This window comes from Gaoshiqia sediminis (genome assembly GCF_025907915.1).
In the GTDB taxonomy this organism is placed as follows: domain Bacteria; phylum Bacteroidota; class Bacteroidia; order Bacteroidales; family Prolixibacteraceae; genus Gaoshiqia; species Gaoshiqia sediminis.
The window spans coordinates 71,448-87,764 of the sequence record NZ_JAPAAF010000016.1 but is presented as its reverse complement, the minus strand read 5'-3'; the positions used below and the strand labels follow the sequence as shown (position 1 = coordinate 87,764).

Genomic DNA, 16,317 nt, shown 5'->3' with positions numbered 1-16,317 from the left:
ATAAACAAACCAACTACAAAATCTAAAATCTCCAAAATCCAGAAAAAGAAAGACCGTCCCAAATTTTGTTTTGAGACGGCCTCTCGTGACCAACATGCCATAGCCCCGTGGGAAGCCCATATTCACTTATCCTGCACCTACCGGAAATGCCTCAGGCATTGGAAGCTTTTGAGGCACATGTGCATTGAAAGGGTGAACTATATTAAAAAAAAACAGTGTGTCCGCTTGCAACGAGGAGGTTTCCGTGTGCGTGGCGGAGGTTTCCGCTGGAATTATTTGTCGTTTTAACCCTGTCAGGGTTCTTTCATCCCAATCACTCGTTAATTTTGCCAACAGCAAACTTTTTATATTTCGAATACGACAGAAAGATCAACCCAATAACCGCAATGGCCGATACATACACGGACCAGTGCAGCCCATCCACGCTTCCTTTGCCGTAAGAGTGCATCCCGCTGAGGAAATAGTTCACGCCAAAGTAGGTCATCAACACCGACGTGAAGCCAAGCACGGTAGCCAGGTTGAAATTAAAATGGCCCCGCAACGACGGGATAAACCGCATGTGTACTACAAAAGCATACACCAGCACCGTAATGAGCGCCCAGGTTTCTTTGGGGTCCCAGCCCCAGTATCTCCCCCAGCTTTCGTTGGCCCAGATGCCACCCAGAAAGGTACCAATGGTGAGCATGTACAATCCGAGCGTGGCCGACAACTCACTGATTGTCGTGAGTTGGTCAACAAAATGAGCGACATTCTTTTGGTTTTGCTTTTTCATCAGGGCGTACAGGATCAGCACCAGCAGCCCCAAAAAAGCGCTCAGGCCGATAAAACCGTAGCTGGCCGTAATTACAGCCACATGAATGATCAGCCAATACGATTTCAACACGGGCACGAGGTTGGTAATTTCGGGGTTCATCCAGTTGAGGTGGGCCACAAAAAGTGTAATGCCGGACAAGAAAGCAGCCGTACCCAACACCAGCGGGTATTTCCGGCCGAAGATAAAGCCCGAAAGCATGGCTGCCCAGGCCACATACACCATCGACTCGTAACCGTTGCTCCAGGGTGCATGGCCCGATATGTACCAGCGCAACACGAGCCCCGCGGTATGAACCAGGAAAATCAACAAAATGATTCCTGAAAAAATAAGCTTTACTGGCCTGCTAACCGGTTTCAGCCTGAAAATATTAAAGAACAAAATGACCAGCAACACAAACCCCACCAGCAAATACCAGGGAAAAACCCGCTTAAACGGCTGAAAATTATTGTAGGCCATTTCGGCAGCCTTTTTTTGTGCCGAAGGAAGGATGGCGGCCCCGAATTTATCCTGAAAACCGGCTATTGTCGCGAATATCTGGCGGGGAGCAACATCGCTTTCCGGGGCGAAAGACTCTTTCAGCAATTGGAAACTGCGGTTCACAAACAGCGAATCGGCCTGGGGATAACCAGCTGGTTTGCTCCCGGCAGCATACCAGGCGCCGCTTGGATCGACAGGAGGGAAGAAGGTGAAGAAATCGCCGTTAAAAATCATGAAACAAATATTCACCCGCTCATCAACGTAAATCAGTTCTTTGTCGAGCTGGTCGCGCATGGCCGGCATCTTGCCGTAGGCTTTTTGCACCGGTTCCAGCATCCGGTACTGCCCATTCGCATCGAAGAAATCAACCGCAGCGGCATATTTTCCCTGAATGCCCAGCAAATTGGCCACCCCTTTTTCTACTTTAATCAGGGGCACGGTGCGCCACAGTTCGGGGTACAGGTTCATGCTCAACACCACCTCGTCGGCCGGTTTTCCCTGAAAAGTGGATTTGCGGGCAACTTTGCGCAACAACTCGTTCGACAAGGTTGACATTGGCTCGATGCGCCCATCGCGGCCATGCACCCACAGTTCGGAGAAATCGCTGACCAGTTCTTTTTCAAGCGCCGGAATGCCGGCCAGGTCAGCGTCGGTTGCCCCGGCCTGACCGGAAAACAGCAACAAACCAGCCAGCACCGCAGCAACCTTCAGCTTGTTCAATTCTTTTAAATGGCGCACCAGGTGTTGGAAGTATGAATTTTTATTGATCAGGGAAAGGATCATGCCCAAGGTCATCAGGAAATAGCCCAGGTAAGTTACCAGGGTTCCCCAAAAGTCTTTATTTACCGAAAGAACTGTCCCCAGTTCGTCCTGGTCGTACGACGACTGATAGAAACGGTAACCACGGTATTTCAAGGTATTGTTCATGAAAATACGCACATCGCGATCCACCCCCCGCTCCGGATCGGTCAGCTTAATTTCGCTGGCAAACGATGAAGGGCTTTCGGAACCAATGTATCGGTCGAGCTGAAAATCTTTCAGATGCAATTCAAACGGCAGGTAGATCGGCTCTGAGCCAAACGTGAGTTTCACGGGCGTATTTCCGATGCTATAAGTTACCGGCTCGCCCTCCTGGCCGCTGCGGCCAAACACATTGACGATATTTTTCCGCTGCCCGTCGGAAATTTCCAGCACCACGGCATCCTCGCCCGAATTGCCCGACGGGTCGCGCGTAACACGGATCAGCGCGGTGGGATAGAATTTTTTCACTAACAACATGTAGTTATCGAAAGCATACAGCTGCATCGGCTGCACCTCAATTCGTGAACCGGCAGCCACCGGTTCGGGCTCACCCCCGGCCATTGAACGGATTTCCAGTTCGCGGTCGGTTTCCAGATAGAGCTGATCGCCTTCCTGAACAAAGCGGATATCCGCCGCGGGATTAAAGCCGACAACTGCTTCGCCCAGATCGATTTGCTCACCCTCTTGAAACGAAAAAGACTGCATCCCCTGGCCTGCAGAGATTACAAAATCTACCAACGGTGAACCTGCAGGGTGTTCTACCGGAGTACGCACGGCGTTTTTCACAAAACCCACCGACTTCACCTTCACCTTTTGCCCTTCAATTTCGAGGCTTTCGCTAATTTGACCGTAGCTAAGTTCCGAAAAAAGCACTTTCTCCCGAATCTGTTCATCCCCGACTTCAATGGTAAAATACGAATCGGTGGAAACAATGGAATTGGAACGTTGCCCCTCACGAATGTGCATCATCCCTTCAAAACTGATATAACGGGTAATGGCCGCGCCCAGCACGATCAGGATAAACGACAGGTGAAAGATACCGATCGTCAATTTCTTAAACGTGTATTGTTTATATCGGATAAAATTGACCACCAAACTGATCCCCAACAAGATGAAAACCAACTCAAACCAGTGTGCATTGTAAATGATAGCTTTGGCGGCATCGGTGCCCCAACTGCTTTCAACAAAAGTGGCAATGGCCATCGAAAAAGCCATCACCAACAACAGAAATCCCATAAATGGCATGGAAACAAGGAAATGATACAGTTTCTTCATGAAGGCGTTTGTTTAGAATTGTGTTGAAAATAGCATTTTTGATCTCAACAAAAAAACGGTTCTCTCACAACCGTAAGAACATTAACACTTGTTAGGCATTTTGGTTGAAAGAGCCACGGATCACGAAGACCAGAATCACCTCGCCACCAATAAGATAGGCTGATTCAAGCCATTTGGCCCCTCCTGATTTCCGCTGACATGGAAACCTGTCATTGAATATCAATCGGGAAAACGGTATCTTTTGCTGAAAATAACTTTAAACGATATCCCTATGACAACAGCAATTGCACTCATCCGTGCCGACCAGAAAAAATTGAATGCCGTGGGCGAACAACTAGCCGGCATTCCGGGCATCACCGAAGTTTACTCCGTAGGCGGACAAATTGATTTTGTGGCGATTATGCGGCTTCCCGATAACGAATCGCTGGCTGAACTGGTTACCGAAAAAATCACAAAAATTGAAGGCATCAGCAACACCCAAACGATGGTAGCCTTCCGGGCATTTTCGCGCTACGATTTGGCCAGCATGTTTGATATCAGCTAGCATAACCGGCGGAGAAAAAAGCGAAGAATCAGGTGGAAAACGGACGATTATCGCCCGGAACTAACGAAAGGTATCAAACCCCAAACGAACCCCATCAAAAAGGGAGCCTAACAGCTCCCCGGGGTATCCTTTATCAGGTTTAATTCCTTAAACGTTAACTTTTTCCGGGCCTTGGACTGTTCAATTTTATCAAAAGTTTGCGCACAGGTAATGCCCCGCTGTTTCATGTGCTTATTGCTGCCGATATGCAAATTTGGAAATTTACCTTTCTTTTCGAGAAGTATTTTAATGGCCAACCCGGCAAAAGCAACGGCGACCAACACTAGTGCGATTAAAAATAATTTTAAAAATTCCATTGTTTTCCCTTTCTATAATTGGTACAAAAATATCCAAAATATCCGGACCAAAAATAATTCAACCATCACTTATATAAACAGCCGAAGTAACAAGTGGTTTATAATTACCTTATTTTTGGTTCTTCAATTGCCTGAAATAAAAGTGGTCAGGAAAATATTAAACAAGTCGGTTACCTTAAATTCATCCATTCTTCCTAATTTTAAACGAAAAAATCAACTCATGGAAAAACACATCAACATTGTCGGTATTCTGCACATCATCATGGGTGCTTTAGGAATTCTCACCGGGCTGCTAATTTATACGATTCTGCATCTGATTGGTGATTTCTCGGACGATGCCCAGGCGAATATGGTGCTTTCGATTGTTGCCAACGTATTGGCCGCCATCATGATTATCTGTTCCATTCCGGGCATTATTGGCGGCGTCGGCGTGATGAAGCGCAAACAATGGGGCCGCATCCTGATCCTGATTATCTCCATTTTAAACCTGATTAACTTCCCGTTTGGTACAGCCTTGGGGGTTTATTCCATCTGGGCCTTGGTACAGCCCGAAATCACTGCCGAATTCGAACGGAAACCGCAACAACCTATCGTCCATTGAACCATAAAAAGGCTTTCCACATTGTATTGACCGGCCGTGTTCAAGGGGTCGGGTTCCGTCACTTTGTCCAAAAAACGGCGCTTACGCTCCACCTGGAAGGCTGGGTGCGCAACAAGGCCGACGGCAGTGTTGAGCTGGAAGTGGAAGGCCTGGAAGAAACCATTCAGATTTTTCTGGACCTGTTGAAACGGGGGAACAGCTTCAGCCGGGTGGACCGCATGTTTAAGACAGAACTGCCGGAAACATATGGCTACCAATCTTTCTTTGTCAAATACTGACCACACCGGGCCGTGAGCCCCGTAACACATAACACGCATTGCCGAAATGGAAAAGAATTACCACATGACCCCTGGCCAATTCAGGGAAGAAGGGAAAAAACTGATCGACTGGATTGCCGACTATTATGAACAAGTGGAAAATTACCCGGTATTATCAACCGTTCAGCCGGGCGATATCCGCAAGCAATTACCACCACAAGCGCCGGAAAAAGGCGAACCGTTTGATGCCATGATGAGCGATGTGAACAAGCTGATTATGCCCGGCATTACGCATTGGCAATCGCCCAACTTTTTCGCCTATTTCCAGTCGAACACTTCCGGCCCGTCTATTTTGGGCGAGCTTCTGTCGGCCGGGCTTGGCGTGCAAGGCATGCTGTGGGCCACCAGCCCGGCCTGCACCGAACTGGAAAGCCAGGTGATGGACTGGCTGGTTGACATGATGGGCCTGCCAGCTCATTTCAAGACAACGGCAAGCGGTGGCGGAGTTATTCAGGACACGGCCTCGAATGCAGCGCTGGCGGCTTTGCTGGCAGCCCGCGAGCGGAAAACCAACTTCAGCAGCAACCTTACCGGCGAAAGTTCCCGTCTCGTAGCCTACGTTTCTACCCAAACCCACTCCTCTGTTGAGAAAGGGATCAAGGTGATGGGAATCGGCACCAATAGGCTGCGCAAAATTGAGGTTGACGAACACTTTGCCATGCGCCCCGAAGCGCTGGAAAACCAACTAAAAAAAGATATGAAGAACGGGTTCATACCGTTTTTTGTTTGCGGTACGGTTGGCACCACCTCGTCCAACGCCGTGGACCCCTTACGGGAAATCGGCGAAATTTGCAAAAAGTACGACGTTTGGTTTCATGTGGACGCGGCCATGTCGGGAACGGCAGCTGTTTGCCCGGAGTTCCGGTCACATTTTGACGGGTTGCAGCTGGCCGACAGTTACGCCTTCAATCCGCACAAATGGATGTTTACCAACTTCGACTGTGATTGTTTTTATGTGGCCGACAAGGCCATACTAATTAAAACGCTGAGCATATTGCCGGAATACCTGAAAAATGAAGCCACTGAAAAAGGGGCAGTGATCGATTACCGCGACTGGCACGTGCAGCTTGGCCGTCGTTTTCGTGCGCTGAAACTGTGGTTTGTCATTCGACACTATGGCGCCGAAGGCTTGCGTTATCACATTGGCGAACATATCCGGCTGGCCCGTGAACTTGCCAGCTGGATAAAAACTTCGGCTGATTTTGAGTTACTGAACGAACCACCCTTCAACCTGGTTTGCTTCCGACATAAAGCCAGTGACGAATTCAACAAAAAACTGATGGATCGGCTCAACAAAAGCGGCCGCATTTACCTCACGCACACCGTTCTGAACGGCACGTTCTGGCTGCGCATGAGCATTGGACAAACACAAACCAAGCAGGAGCACGTAGCCCGAGCCTGGGAGCTGATCCGGGAAATGGCGAAACAATGAAAGTTGCAGGTCGCTCTTTTTATGTTTCGGATGACATCAACAGTTTCCAGGGTTGCTTAACGTAACTAATGACGGTAAGTCATTCCGAACTTGTTCCGGAATCTGTTGTTGATGATGAGTGCTGATTCGGCGGTTGCCCGACAGCATGACCCTCCATATTTCAATCGTAACACAACGCTAGTTCAACTTTGCATCCCCGCCCGTTTGCCTCCTTCAATTGGCAAAAAGCTTCCTCCAGATCCTGGAAGGCATAAAACCGCGGATGGCTAAAGTTTTGAAATTTCAAGATTTTAAAGGCATTGAAATATTGGTAAAACCTCTTTTCAAAGGTTTTGAAAGAAGAGCTGTTTCTTTTAATCTCGGCCAGTGATTCCGGGAAGCGGTCCTCGAAAAGAAAAAGGCGTACCGCGTCACTCACCGGTAGCTTTTCCAAATCAGCCCGGTCAACAACCGTTTTGTATAAATGAGGAAGCAATTTCAGAAAGTCCTTTAAATCGAGGAACGACTGAAAGCGATACGTCTGCAGCAGACGATCATCCCCATTCACCCATTTTTGCAAGGCCGGTCCGGTGCCAAAAGGCACGCGGTCGGACAAGCGCGCCGACGGATAAACACAGGTCGAATTTATTTCTGCCACGGTCCCCAGTTGGGTTAATTTGTGCAAAAAGTAGAAATCTTCGCCTGCCTGTCGTTTGCTCATGCCGCCTTGCTTCACGTAAGCATCGGCACGCACAGCAAAAGCCGACCCAACCGTATAAATGGCATGAGGGAAGCCGGTAAAAGCCAGCGCCTGCTTGTAATAATGGAGGTACGTCTCATACAGCCGCATACCGGCACGGTGCCGCTCATCGGCAATTTCGGCGAGCCGGTGCTTGAATTGGATGGTCGCGCCAATCGGCCGTTCATCCGAGGCGAAGCACTGTTCAATTTCTACCAGATAATTAGGTTCGACCAGCGTATCAGCATCCAGCGACACCAAAATTCCGGCAGGATGATCCACTTGCTGAAAGCGCCGGATGGCCTCGTCCATGCCCGTTTTGCGGGCCAGACCGGCGCCGGCGTGCTTCTTCGGAAATGGCCGGGGACGAAGCGGATATAAATTAAACAAGGCCTGTGGATTTCTGCTTTTCCAGGCAACTAAATCTGCCAGGGAACGGTCATTTTGACGCCGGACTTCCACGGAGCAATCTTCCGCCTCATTGAGGAGCACCAGAACCTCCACCGAACCCATTGGAGGAGTACAACCGGAAAGGGAGTCGATCGTATGCAACAAATCCGGTTCGCAACAAGCCGGAATTACCACTACCATTGACAGGTCCGAAGCAAGCGGCTCCGGAATGAAGAGTTCCTGTGAAATGTTTCGTTCGATATATCGCCGGGCAAATGACATGGCCGAAAATTACGGATAAAAAAAATCCGGGCAAAACCCGGATTTTCAGAATATTTGAATACGAAACTTATTTCTTGGCAGCATAACGTGCATTCAATGCTTCCAGCACATCTTTGGTAATGTTGTGGGCATCATCTCCGATCAGGATACCGCTGGAATTGAAAATGTAAGCATATTTTTTTCCGGCATTGTAAACTTTCAGGTAATTCATCAGGCTGTCCACCAGTTGTTGATTGTTGGTGTTTTGCAGTTCGGCCAGCTTACCCGAAAGCTCCTGATCGAGTTTCAGGATTTCCTGTTCTTCGCCAACCAACCGGTCGCGTTCCTGAATAGCACGTTGTTCGGTCAGGAACCCGCCACGTTGAACTTTTTCCTGAAAGGAAGCAGCCTCTTGTTCAAATTTAGTACGTCTGGAGGCATACTCTTTGGTATAGGCTTCCTGATTTTTTGTAAACGAATCGTGTAATTGCTGGGCCAGATCATAATTCACAATCACCGAATCAACTTTAACATAGGCAATTCTCACATCGGTCATTTCGCCTGTTCCGGAAGCGGAAACTTCGCCGACAACGGATTTATTCCCTGATGAAAAATGCAACACATAAATAACAATTACAGCAACCAGTAAAACCAGATTCAGGATCAAAGAAGTATTTTTCATACGTTTAACTTTTATTTTTTTAATGGCCCGGCAAACGTCACATTTCATGCGGAAACTTCGTTTCAACGCGGTCAAATGTTCAACTTGCTTTTAAAAGGTAATTCAATTAATTCGAGCCAAAAATAAAAATTTATCCTTAGGAATACATCCTGATCCCTAATATTTTTTAGGAACAACACAATCCTGCCCATTCCGGCGGAAACCTGCGCAAAATCATACAATCACGCTGATAAACATCATTGAACGCGCGGCGGTACCCATCGTATTTTTACCGTACACTGAAGTATATAACCAAACAATTGAGCGCCTATGATAGTCAACAAGCTAATCGCCAATATGCTCCCGCACATGCCCAAAAGGCTGATCTGGATCTTCTCAAAACGATATATCGCAGGCGAAACCATTGACGACGGATTGAGAGCTGCACGCGAACTGAACGCCCAAGGAGTAGAAGTGACCGTTGATGTGCTGGGCGAATTCATTACCAGTCTGGCCCAGGCCGAAGGTTATAAAAACAAGTACCTGGAAACAATTGACCGATTTACCTCCGAAAATATTAAGGGCAATTTCTCCCTGAAACCATCGATGTTTGGGCTGCTAATCGATAAGGAGGCTTGCTACAAACACCTGTACAACATTATTGCCCTGGCTGTCGAAAAAAACAGTTTTGTACGGATTGATATGGAAGACTCACAGTGTGTTGATCCGGAAATGACCCTGTTCAAACAGCTGAAAAAGGAGTTTCCCGGCCATGTGGGACTGGTTGTACAAGCCTACCTGAGGCGAACACTGGACGACCTGAACAGCCTGAACAACCTCACGGCCAATGGGCATCCACTTAATTTCCGCCTATGCAAAGGCATTTATGTAGAACCACCTCATGTTGCATACAAAGATTACCAGGAAGTGCGCGATCATTTTTTGGAAGACCTGGAATACATGTTTAAAAACAAAATGTATGTGGGCATTGCTACACACGACAAATACCTGATCGACCAGGCCAAAATACTGATCGAAAAATATGAGGTCCCAAAAGATATGTATGAATTCCAGATGCTTTACGGAGTTACTCCCGAGCTCAGAAGATCAGTTGTACAGGAAGGCCATAAAATGCGGGTGTATGTTCCTTTTGGCAAAGAATGGTTCGGCTATTCTACCCGCCGCCTGAAAGAAAATCCGAAAATGGCTTCGCACATTATCAAAGCACTTTTTTTTAGGGGTTAGTAAAAAGGGTAACCGGGAGGGCAGCTTACGAGCTTCCCTCCTCTTCATCTCCGAAGAATCAGTTCACTCAACGGGCGTTTGGGGACGTGATGCACGTCGTCCGAATCGCGCCAGTATTTAAAGTCATCGCCTTTCATATCTTCCAGCACCACTTTTTCGGCCGGCCGGCCCAACGCCAGTACCTGAATAATGTCGAAGCGCTCGTCCAGGCTAAACAATTCGCGAAGCCTGGTTCGTTGGACGGATGCAATGATACAGCCACCATACCCAGACTCGACAGCTCCCAGCAATATACTTTGCGCGGCAATACCATCGTCGCAATAATAATTGGTTGAGATATCCCGGTCGTTCAGCATCACAAGGTAAGCCGCCGGACGCTCACCGGGTTCCGGCCCCGCCCAATCCTTAAGGTAACCAGCCCACCCCAACAGCGGAAAAACCTGTTGGCAAAGATCCCTTTCAGTAACCAGGATATACTTCAACGATTGAGCATTCCGACCGCTGGCCGACAACCGGGCCAACTCCACCCACGCTTCCAACAGACTGGCAGAAAGCCGCTCTTCCTCGTGAAACCGCCTGTAACTGCGGTTTTTAAGAATTAAATCTTTTAACATGTGCTTGATTTTCTTTCAATATTACAAAATTTCTTTTGTATGTTTGCACAACAGAACAGAACACCTACTTATGAGCAAATTCACCTTCAGAATCGACCCACTGTCCAACCAGCTGAAATTTCAGCAGTTAATTGATGCCGTCATTGATGCAATCAGCCGGAACCTCCTACAGGTTGGCGACATCCTGCCATCGGTAAACCAATTGGTGAAAGAAAGTTCGCTATCGCGCGACACCGTGTTTAAAGCGTATGCGGAGCTAAAAAACCGGGGTATCATCGAGTCGGTACCAAACAAAGGGTATTTTATCGCCAAAGCCACCACCAAGGTATTTCTGTTTCTCGACACGTTTAAAGCCTACAAGGAAGTGCTTTACGGATCCTTTCTCGATAATCTTCCCGAAAACATCTCGGTTGACCTGCATTTTCATCATTACAACATGGATGTATTTGAAAAAATTATCACAGAAAGCCTGGGTAAATACTCCAAATATATCTTGATGAACTTTGACCACGAACGCGTGCCGGAAATTATCCGTCAAATCCCAAAGGAAAAATTGCTGATCATCGACTGGAACATTCATACTACCCCCGACATGTCGGTGGTTTACCAGGACTTTGGGCAAACCTTGTACGATACGCTGGAAACCAGGCTCGAACAAATCCAAAAATACGAACGTTTTATTTTTCTTTATCCTGAATTCACGTATCACCCCAAAGAATCGATCGGTTACTTCGAGAAATTCGGACAGGATTTTCAGCTCAATTATTCCGTACTGCAAAATTCGAAAAAGTTTAATGTACAGAAAGGAGACTTGTATTTATTGGTGAGCGACCGTACACTGGCCCGTTTTCTCGATCAGTGCTCCGAAAAAAACCTGGTACCAGGACAGGATGCAGGCGTAATTTCGTACAATGAAACCCCGATGAAGAAATACGTCAAAGATGGTATTTCGGTGATCTCCACCGACTTTGAGCTGATGGGCAAAAAAGCGGCCGAGTTTGTGGTGAATGGTGGCCCCATGCGCATTCAAATACCATCCGCACTCAAGGTTCGAAGCTCCATGTAAAACATGTTATAAAACACAAATTGTGGCTTTGAAATCGCAAGCACACCTTCTAAATTTGCAGAGCATACCAGAACAGAACGGACAAGTTAATCTAAACTCAAATAATAGCATGTACCTACTCGGATTTGACATTGGAAGCTCATCGGTAAAAGCGTCCATTATTAACGGCGAATCGGGCGAATGCCTGGCATCGGCGTTTTATCCAAAACAAGAAATGAAAATCACGGCAGTTCAGTCCGGGTGGGCTGAACAAGAGCCGGAACAGTGGTGGGAAAACCTGAAACTGGCCGTTGCCGAAATCATGGATAGGACGAAAGTTGATCCGGCCAATATCGATTCGATTGGCATTTCGTACCAAATGCACGGCTTGGTGTTGGTTGACAAAAACCAGCAGGTTTTGCGCCCTTCCATCATTTGGTGCGACAGCCGGGCTACCAGTATCGGCGAGAACGCCCTGAAAGAAATCGGGGAACAGCTCTGCCTCGAAAACCTGCTCAATTCGCCCGGGAACTTTACTGCTTCAAAATTGAAGTGGGTGAAAGACAACGAACCTGAGTTGTATGCCCGGATTGACAAAATTATGCTGCCCGGCGATTATATTGCCATGAAACTGAGTGGTGAGGTGAAAACCACGGCCAGCGGTCTTTCCGAAGGTATCATGTGGAACTTCAAGGAAAACAAGGTTGCCAGGTTACTGCTCGGCCACTACGGTTTTGATGAAAGCTTCATCCCGGAAGTTGTTCCGACCTTCTCGGTACAAGGTATTGTAACTGAAAGTGCAGCCAAAGAAATGGGACTGGCACCGGGCATCAAAATCAGCTACCGCGCCGGCGACCAACCCAACAACGCCCTGTCGCTAAACGTGCTGAATCCCGGTGAAATTGCCACCACGGCAGGAACTTCGGGTGTAGTTTACGGCGTGAGCGACGAAATTAAATATGACCCAAAATCACGTGTAAACACCTTTGCGCACGTGAACCACACAGCCGAAGCCAACCGGCTTGGCGTTCTGCTCTGCATCAACGGCACCGGAATCCTTAACTCCTGGCTGAACAAACAAATCGGGGGTGGCGCCATTTCGTATGAAAAAATGAACGAATTGGCAGCAGGCGTTCCAATTGGGTCCGAAGGAGTGAGTATTTTGCCTTTTGGCAACGGCGCCGAACGCGTACTCGAAAATAAAAACCCGGGATCGACCCTTGCCGGCATTAACTTTAACATGCACACCCATGCGCATCTTTTCCGTGCAGCACAGGAAGGTATCGTTTTTTCGTTCAAATACGGAATGGACATCATGAAAACGATCGGTATTGATGCCAAAGTAATCCGCGCCGGAAAAGCCAACATGTTCCTAAGCCCGATTTTCCGCGAAACGCTGGCCGGTATTACCGGCGCCACCATCGAACTGTACAACACCGACGGATCGGTTGGCGCGGCACGCGGGGCCGGTATAGGCTCGGGCTACTACAAATCGGCCGGAGAAGCCTTCTCGAACCTGAAAAAGCTGGAAACAATCGAACCCAATGCGAAGGCCGCAACCGCTTACCAGGAAGCATACGAAAACTGGCTAAAGCAATTAGCGAAAGTAATGAGAAGCGAGTAGCGGCCCGCGAGTGTATTCCGGTATTTTCGACTCAGCACCAACATAGGCAATTAAATATCAAACAATAAATTGACATTACTTAAAAAATAAAACAATGACTGTATTTAAAGGTAACAAAGAGTATTTCCCTGGTATTGACAAGATCAAATACGAAGGGCCGGATTCAAAAAATCCATTAGCATTCAAATGGTATGACGAAAACCGCGTGGTTGGTGGAAAAACCATGAAAGAATACCTGCGCTTTGCAGTTGCTTACTGGCACACATTCTGCGGCGACGGTGGCGATCCATTCGGCCCCGGCACACAAATTTTCCCGTGGGTTGGAGCTGCTGATCCGATGGAAGCTGCCAAAAACAAAATGGACGCTGCCTTCGAATTCATCACCAAAATCGGCGCTCCTTTCTACTGCTTCCACGATACTGACGTAGTAGGCGACGGTTCGGTTTTCGAAATCGAACAACGTTTGGCCAACATCATCGACTTTGCCAAAGAACGCCAGGCTGCTACCGGCGTGAAACTGCTTTGGGGAACTGCCAACGTGTTCTCGAACCCGCGTTACATGAACGGCGCTTCTACCAACCCGGATTTCAACGTGATTGCCAACGCAGCTGTTCAGGTGAAAAATGCCATCGACGCAACCATCGCTTTGGGCGGTACTGGCTACGTGTTCTGGGGAGGACGTGAAGGATACATGAGCTTGCTGAACACCGACACCAAACGCGAACTGGACCACCTGGGACAATTCCTGACCATGGCAAAAGATTATGGCCGCAAACAAGGGTTTAAAGGTTCGTTCCTGATTGAACCAAAACCAATGGAACCGACCAAGCATCAATATGACTTTGATACTCAGACCGTGTTGGGCTTCCTGGCTAAAAACGGCCTGAGCAACGATTTCAAAATGAATATTGAAGTAAACCACGCTACCCTGGCCGGCCACACTTTTGCACATGAACTGCGCATGGCTGCCGATGCCGGTATGCTGGGATCGATTGACGCCAACAAAGGTGACTACCAAAACGGATGGGACACCGACGAATTCCCAACCAACATCTATGAAACGACCGAGGCCATGCTGGAAATCATCAGCGCAGGTGGATTTACTGACGGCGGTATCAACTTCGACGCCAAAACCCGTCGTAATTCAACCGACCTGGAAGATATCTTTATTGCCCACGTAAGCGGTATGGATGTATTTGCCCGTTCGTTGGTTATTGCCGATAAAATTCTGAAGGAATCAGATTACCTGAAACTGCGCAAAGAACGCTATGCATCTTTCGACTCAGGAAAAGGCGCTGAATTTGAAGCTGGCAAACTGAAACTGGAAGACTTGCATGCCTTTGCAAAAGAAGCTGGAGAACCTAAACAAATTAGCGGTAAGCAGGAAAAATTTGAACAACTGATCAACTGCTACATCTAATCTCCAAACTTCAAATCTAACTAAATGAAAGGTCAAAATTCACTTTATATAGTAGCCATCACTTTGGTGGCTACTTTAGGTGGTTTGCTCTTCGGATATGACACTGCTGTGATATCCGGAGCTGAAAAATCTGTTCAAGCCTACCTGATTGACGGTCTGGGACTCAGTTCGTGGTCACACGGGGCCACCATCTCCAGCGCACTGATCGGTTGCATTATCGGCGGGGCGCTTTCCGGTTTATTGTCATCTCGTTTCGGGCGAAAAAAATCGCTCATGCTGGCAGCCGGTTTATTTTTTCTTTCGGCCCTTGGTTCCGGCGCCCCGGAATTTCTCTTTTTCACCAAAGGAGAACCCACCATGGGCTTGTTGTACATGTTCAACTTTTACCGGATAATAGGTGGTATTGGTGTGGGACTGGCATCAGCTGTTTGCCCCATGTACATCGGCGAAATAGCACCGGCCGACATTCGCGGGCGTCTGGTTTCCATCAACCAGTTTGCCATCATTTTCGGGATGCTGGTAGTTTACTTTGTGAACTGGGGCATTGCCAACGGCCAAAGCCTGGAATGGATCAATACCATTGGCTGGAGACGAATGTTTACCTCTGAAGCCATCCCGGCAGGTATTTTCGGTGTGTTGCTGTTTTTTGTTCCCGAAACACCCCGTTACCTGGCGCTAAACCACCAGGATGACAAAGCGTTGAGCATCCTTACCCGCATCAATGGCATCGATCAGGCTAAAATCATCCTTCAGGAAATCAAAGGGACGGTTGAAAAATCGTCAGCCAAACTGCTTTCTTATGGGGTAACCATTATTGTGATTGGTATTTTACTCTCCGTTTTCCAGCAATTTGTGGGCATTAATGTAGCGCTTTATTATGCACCGCGCATCTTCGAAAGCATGGGTGCCGAAAAAGACGCTTCGATGCTGCAAACCGTGGTGATGGGCCTGGTAAATGTAATCTTTACGGTGGTAGCCATCGTTACGGTTGACAAATGGGGCCGCCGTCCGTTGTTGATGGTGGGATCAGTGGGTATGGCCATCGGGATGTTTGCCATTGGCGCCTTGTCGTTCATGAAAGTGATCGGTATTGGCACATTGGTCTTCATCATTATTTATACGGCTTCGTTTATGATGTCGTGGGGGCCAATTACCTGGGTATTGATCTCGGAAATCTTCCCGAATAAAATACGCGGCAAAGCAGTAGCCATCGCCGTTGCCGCCCAATGGGCAGCCAACTATTTCATCTCGTCGACCTACCCGGCCATGATGGAATTCAGCGGGGGAATGACCTATTCATTTTATGGGTTAATGAGTGTGCTGTCCTTCATTTTTGTTTGGAAGATGGTTCCTGAAACCAAGGGAAAAACACTGGAAGAAATGGAGCATTTGTTAAAGAAATAAAAGACAATTGCCTATCCCTATTTCAAATAATCATGAGTAACAAAAAGAATACAGATAGGTTAATTTTCTGTTGATTGAAGAGCATAAGCATGACTCGCAAAAAAAGGGGCAAACGCCCCTTTTTCTATTTTGCCGGTTCCCAGGCGCAACGCACCGGGGAAACAATTTTACCTTCCTTTTTGAGCTGGTTCATCGCTTTGTCAACTTCCTTTTTATCTAATCCCAAAGCTTCGGCAATTTCACCGGCTTTCATTGGTTTTCCGGCAGCCTGCATAGCCGCCAATACTTTTTCTGCACTCATAGGTTTTAATTTTTCCG

General features: G+C 47.8%; 15 protein-coding genes. 9 read left to right on the top strand and 6 right to left on the bottom strand.

Features of this window, described 5'->3' with window-relative positions:
• Positions 1–313: 313 nt before the first annotated feature.
• A complete protein-coding gene (gene ccsB, locus N2K84_RS11935) occupies positions 314–3,367 on the bottom strand; it encodes a c-type cytochrome biogenesis protein CcsB (RefSeq protein WP_282592047.1) in 3,054 nt (1,017 codons plus the stop codon).
• Between the two features lie 271 nt (positions 3,368–3,638).
• On the opposite strand from ccsB, the gene N2K84_RS11930 reads away from it, so the two are divergent.
• A complete protein-coding gene (locus N2K84_RS11930) occupies positions 3,639–3,911 on the top strand; it encodes an Lrp/AsnC family transcriptional regulator (RefSeq protein WP_282592046.1) in 273 nt (90 codons plus the stop codon).
• Between the two features lie 107 nt (positions 3,912–4,018).
• On the opposite strand, the gene N2K84_RS11925 is transcribed toward N2K84_RS11930, so the two are convergent.
• Entirely contained in the window at positions 4,019–4,267 is a 249-nt protein-coding gene (locus tag N2K84_RS11925; RefSeq protein WP_282592045.1) for a hypothetical protein, read from the bottom strand.
• Positions 4,268–4,487: 220 nt separating this feature from the next.
• Between N2K84_RS11925 and N2K84_RS11920 the strand changes: the two genes are divergently transcribed.
• Genes N2K84_RS11920 through N2K84_RS11910 form a run of 3 tightly spaced genes read left to right on the top strand, consistent with a single transcriptional unit; the run spans position 4,488 to position 6,617 of the window.
• The gene (locus tag N2K84_RS11920; RefSeq protein ID WP_282592044.1) at positions 4,488–4,868 is read left to right on the top strand and encodes a hypothetical protein; all 381 of its coding nucleotides are present in this window, start codon (positions 4,488–4,490) and stop codon (positions 4,866–4,868) included.
• Positions 4,865–5,146: an acylphosphatase gene (locus tag N2K84_RS11915; RefSeq protein ID WP_282592043.1), complete on the top strand. Its 282-nt coding sequence runs from the start codon at positions 4,865–4,867 to the stop codon at positions 5,144–5,146. Before N2K84_RS11920 ends, N2K84_RS11915 begins: the two co-directional genes overlap by 4 nt.
• 46 nt (positions 5,147–5,192) lie before the next feature.
• The gene (locus N2K84_RS11910; protein ID WP_282592042.1) at positions 5,193–6,617 is read left to right on the top strand and encodes a pyridoxal-dependent decarboxylase; all 1,425 of its coding nucleotides are present in this window, start codon (positions 5,193–5,195) and stop codon (positions 6,615–6,617) included.
• 160 nt (positions 6,618–6,777) lie between these two features.
• On the opposite strand, the gene N2K84_RS11905 is transcribed toward N2K84_RS11910, so the two are convergent.
• A complete protein-coding gene (locus tag N2K84_RS11905; RefSeq protein ID WP_282592041.1) occupies positions 6,778–8,007 on the bottom strand; it encodes a glycosyltransferase family 2 protein in 1,230 nt (409 codons plus the stop codon).
• A gap of 67 nt (positions 8,008–8,074) precedes the next feature.
• Positions 8,075–8,668, bottom strand: coding sequence for an OmpH/Skp family outer membrane protein (locus tag N2K84_RS11900; protein WP_282592040.1), 594 nt, complete (start codon positions 8,666–8,668; stop codon positions 8,075–8,077).
• Positions 8,669–8,977: 309 nt separating this feature from the next.
• On the opposite strand from N2K84_RS11900, the gene N2K84_RS11895 reads away from it, so the two are divergent.
• Positions 8,978–9,892, top strand: a complete 915-nt coding sequence (locus tag N2K84_RS11895) for a proline dehydrogenase family protein (protein ID WP_282592039.1) — start codon at positions 8,978–8,980, stop codon at positions 9,890–9,892.
• Between the two features lie 44 nt (positions 9,893–9,936).
• Here the strand turns inward: N2K84_RS11895 and N2K84_RS11890 are convergent, their stop codons facing one another.
• A complete protein-coding gene (locus tag N2K84_RS11890) occupies positions 9,937–10,506 on the bottom strand; it encodes a nitroreductase family protein (RefSeq protein WP_282592038.1) in 570 nt (189 codons plus the stop codon).
• Between the two features lie 70 nt (positions 10,507–10,576).
• On the opposite strand from N2K84_RS11890, the gene N2K84_RS11885 reads away from it, so the two are divergent.
• The 4 genes from N2K84_RS11885 (at position 10,577) to xylE (ending at position 15,999) form a co-directional block, all read left to right on the top strand.
• The gene (locus N2K84_RS11885; RefSeq protein ID WP_282592037.1) at positions 10,577–11,572 is read left to right on the top strand and encodes a GntR family transcriptional regulator; all 996 of its coding nucleotides are present in this window, start codon (positions 10,577–10,579) and stop codon (positions 11,570–11,572) included.
• A gap of 109 nt (positions 11,573–11,681) precedes the next feature.
• Positions 11,682–13,175 (top strand): xylulokinase, encoded by a 1,494-nt coding sequence (locus N2K84_RS11880; RefSeq protein WP_282592036.1) that lies wholly within the window; start codon positions 11,682–11,684, stop codon positions 13,173–13,175.
• A 94-nt stretch (positions 13,176–13,269) separates the two neighbouring features.
• Entirely contained in the window at positions 13,270–14,595 is a 1,326-nt protein-coding gene (gene xylA / locus N2K84_RS11875; protein ID WP_282592035.1) for a xylose isomerase, read from the top strand.
• A gap of 24 nt (positions 14,596–14,619) precedes the next feature.
• Complete coding sequence (gene xylE / locus N2K84_RS11870) at positions 14,620–15,999, top strand: D-xylose transporter XylE (RefSeq protein ID WP_282592034.1); 1,380 nt, start codon at positions 14,620–14,622, stop codon at positions 15,997–15,999.
• A gap of 124 nt (positions 16,000–16,123) precedes the next feature.
• On the opposite strand, the gene N2K84_RS11865 is transcribed toward xylE, so the two are convergent.
• Entirely contained in the window at positions 16,124–16,300 is a 177-nt protein-coding gene (locus N2K84_RS11865) for a helix-turn-helix domain-containing protein (RefSeq protein ID WP_282592033.1), read from the bottom strand.
• Positions 16,301–16,317: the final 17 nt, after the last annotated feature.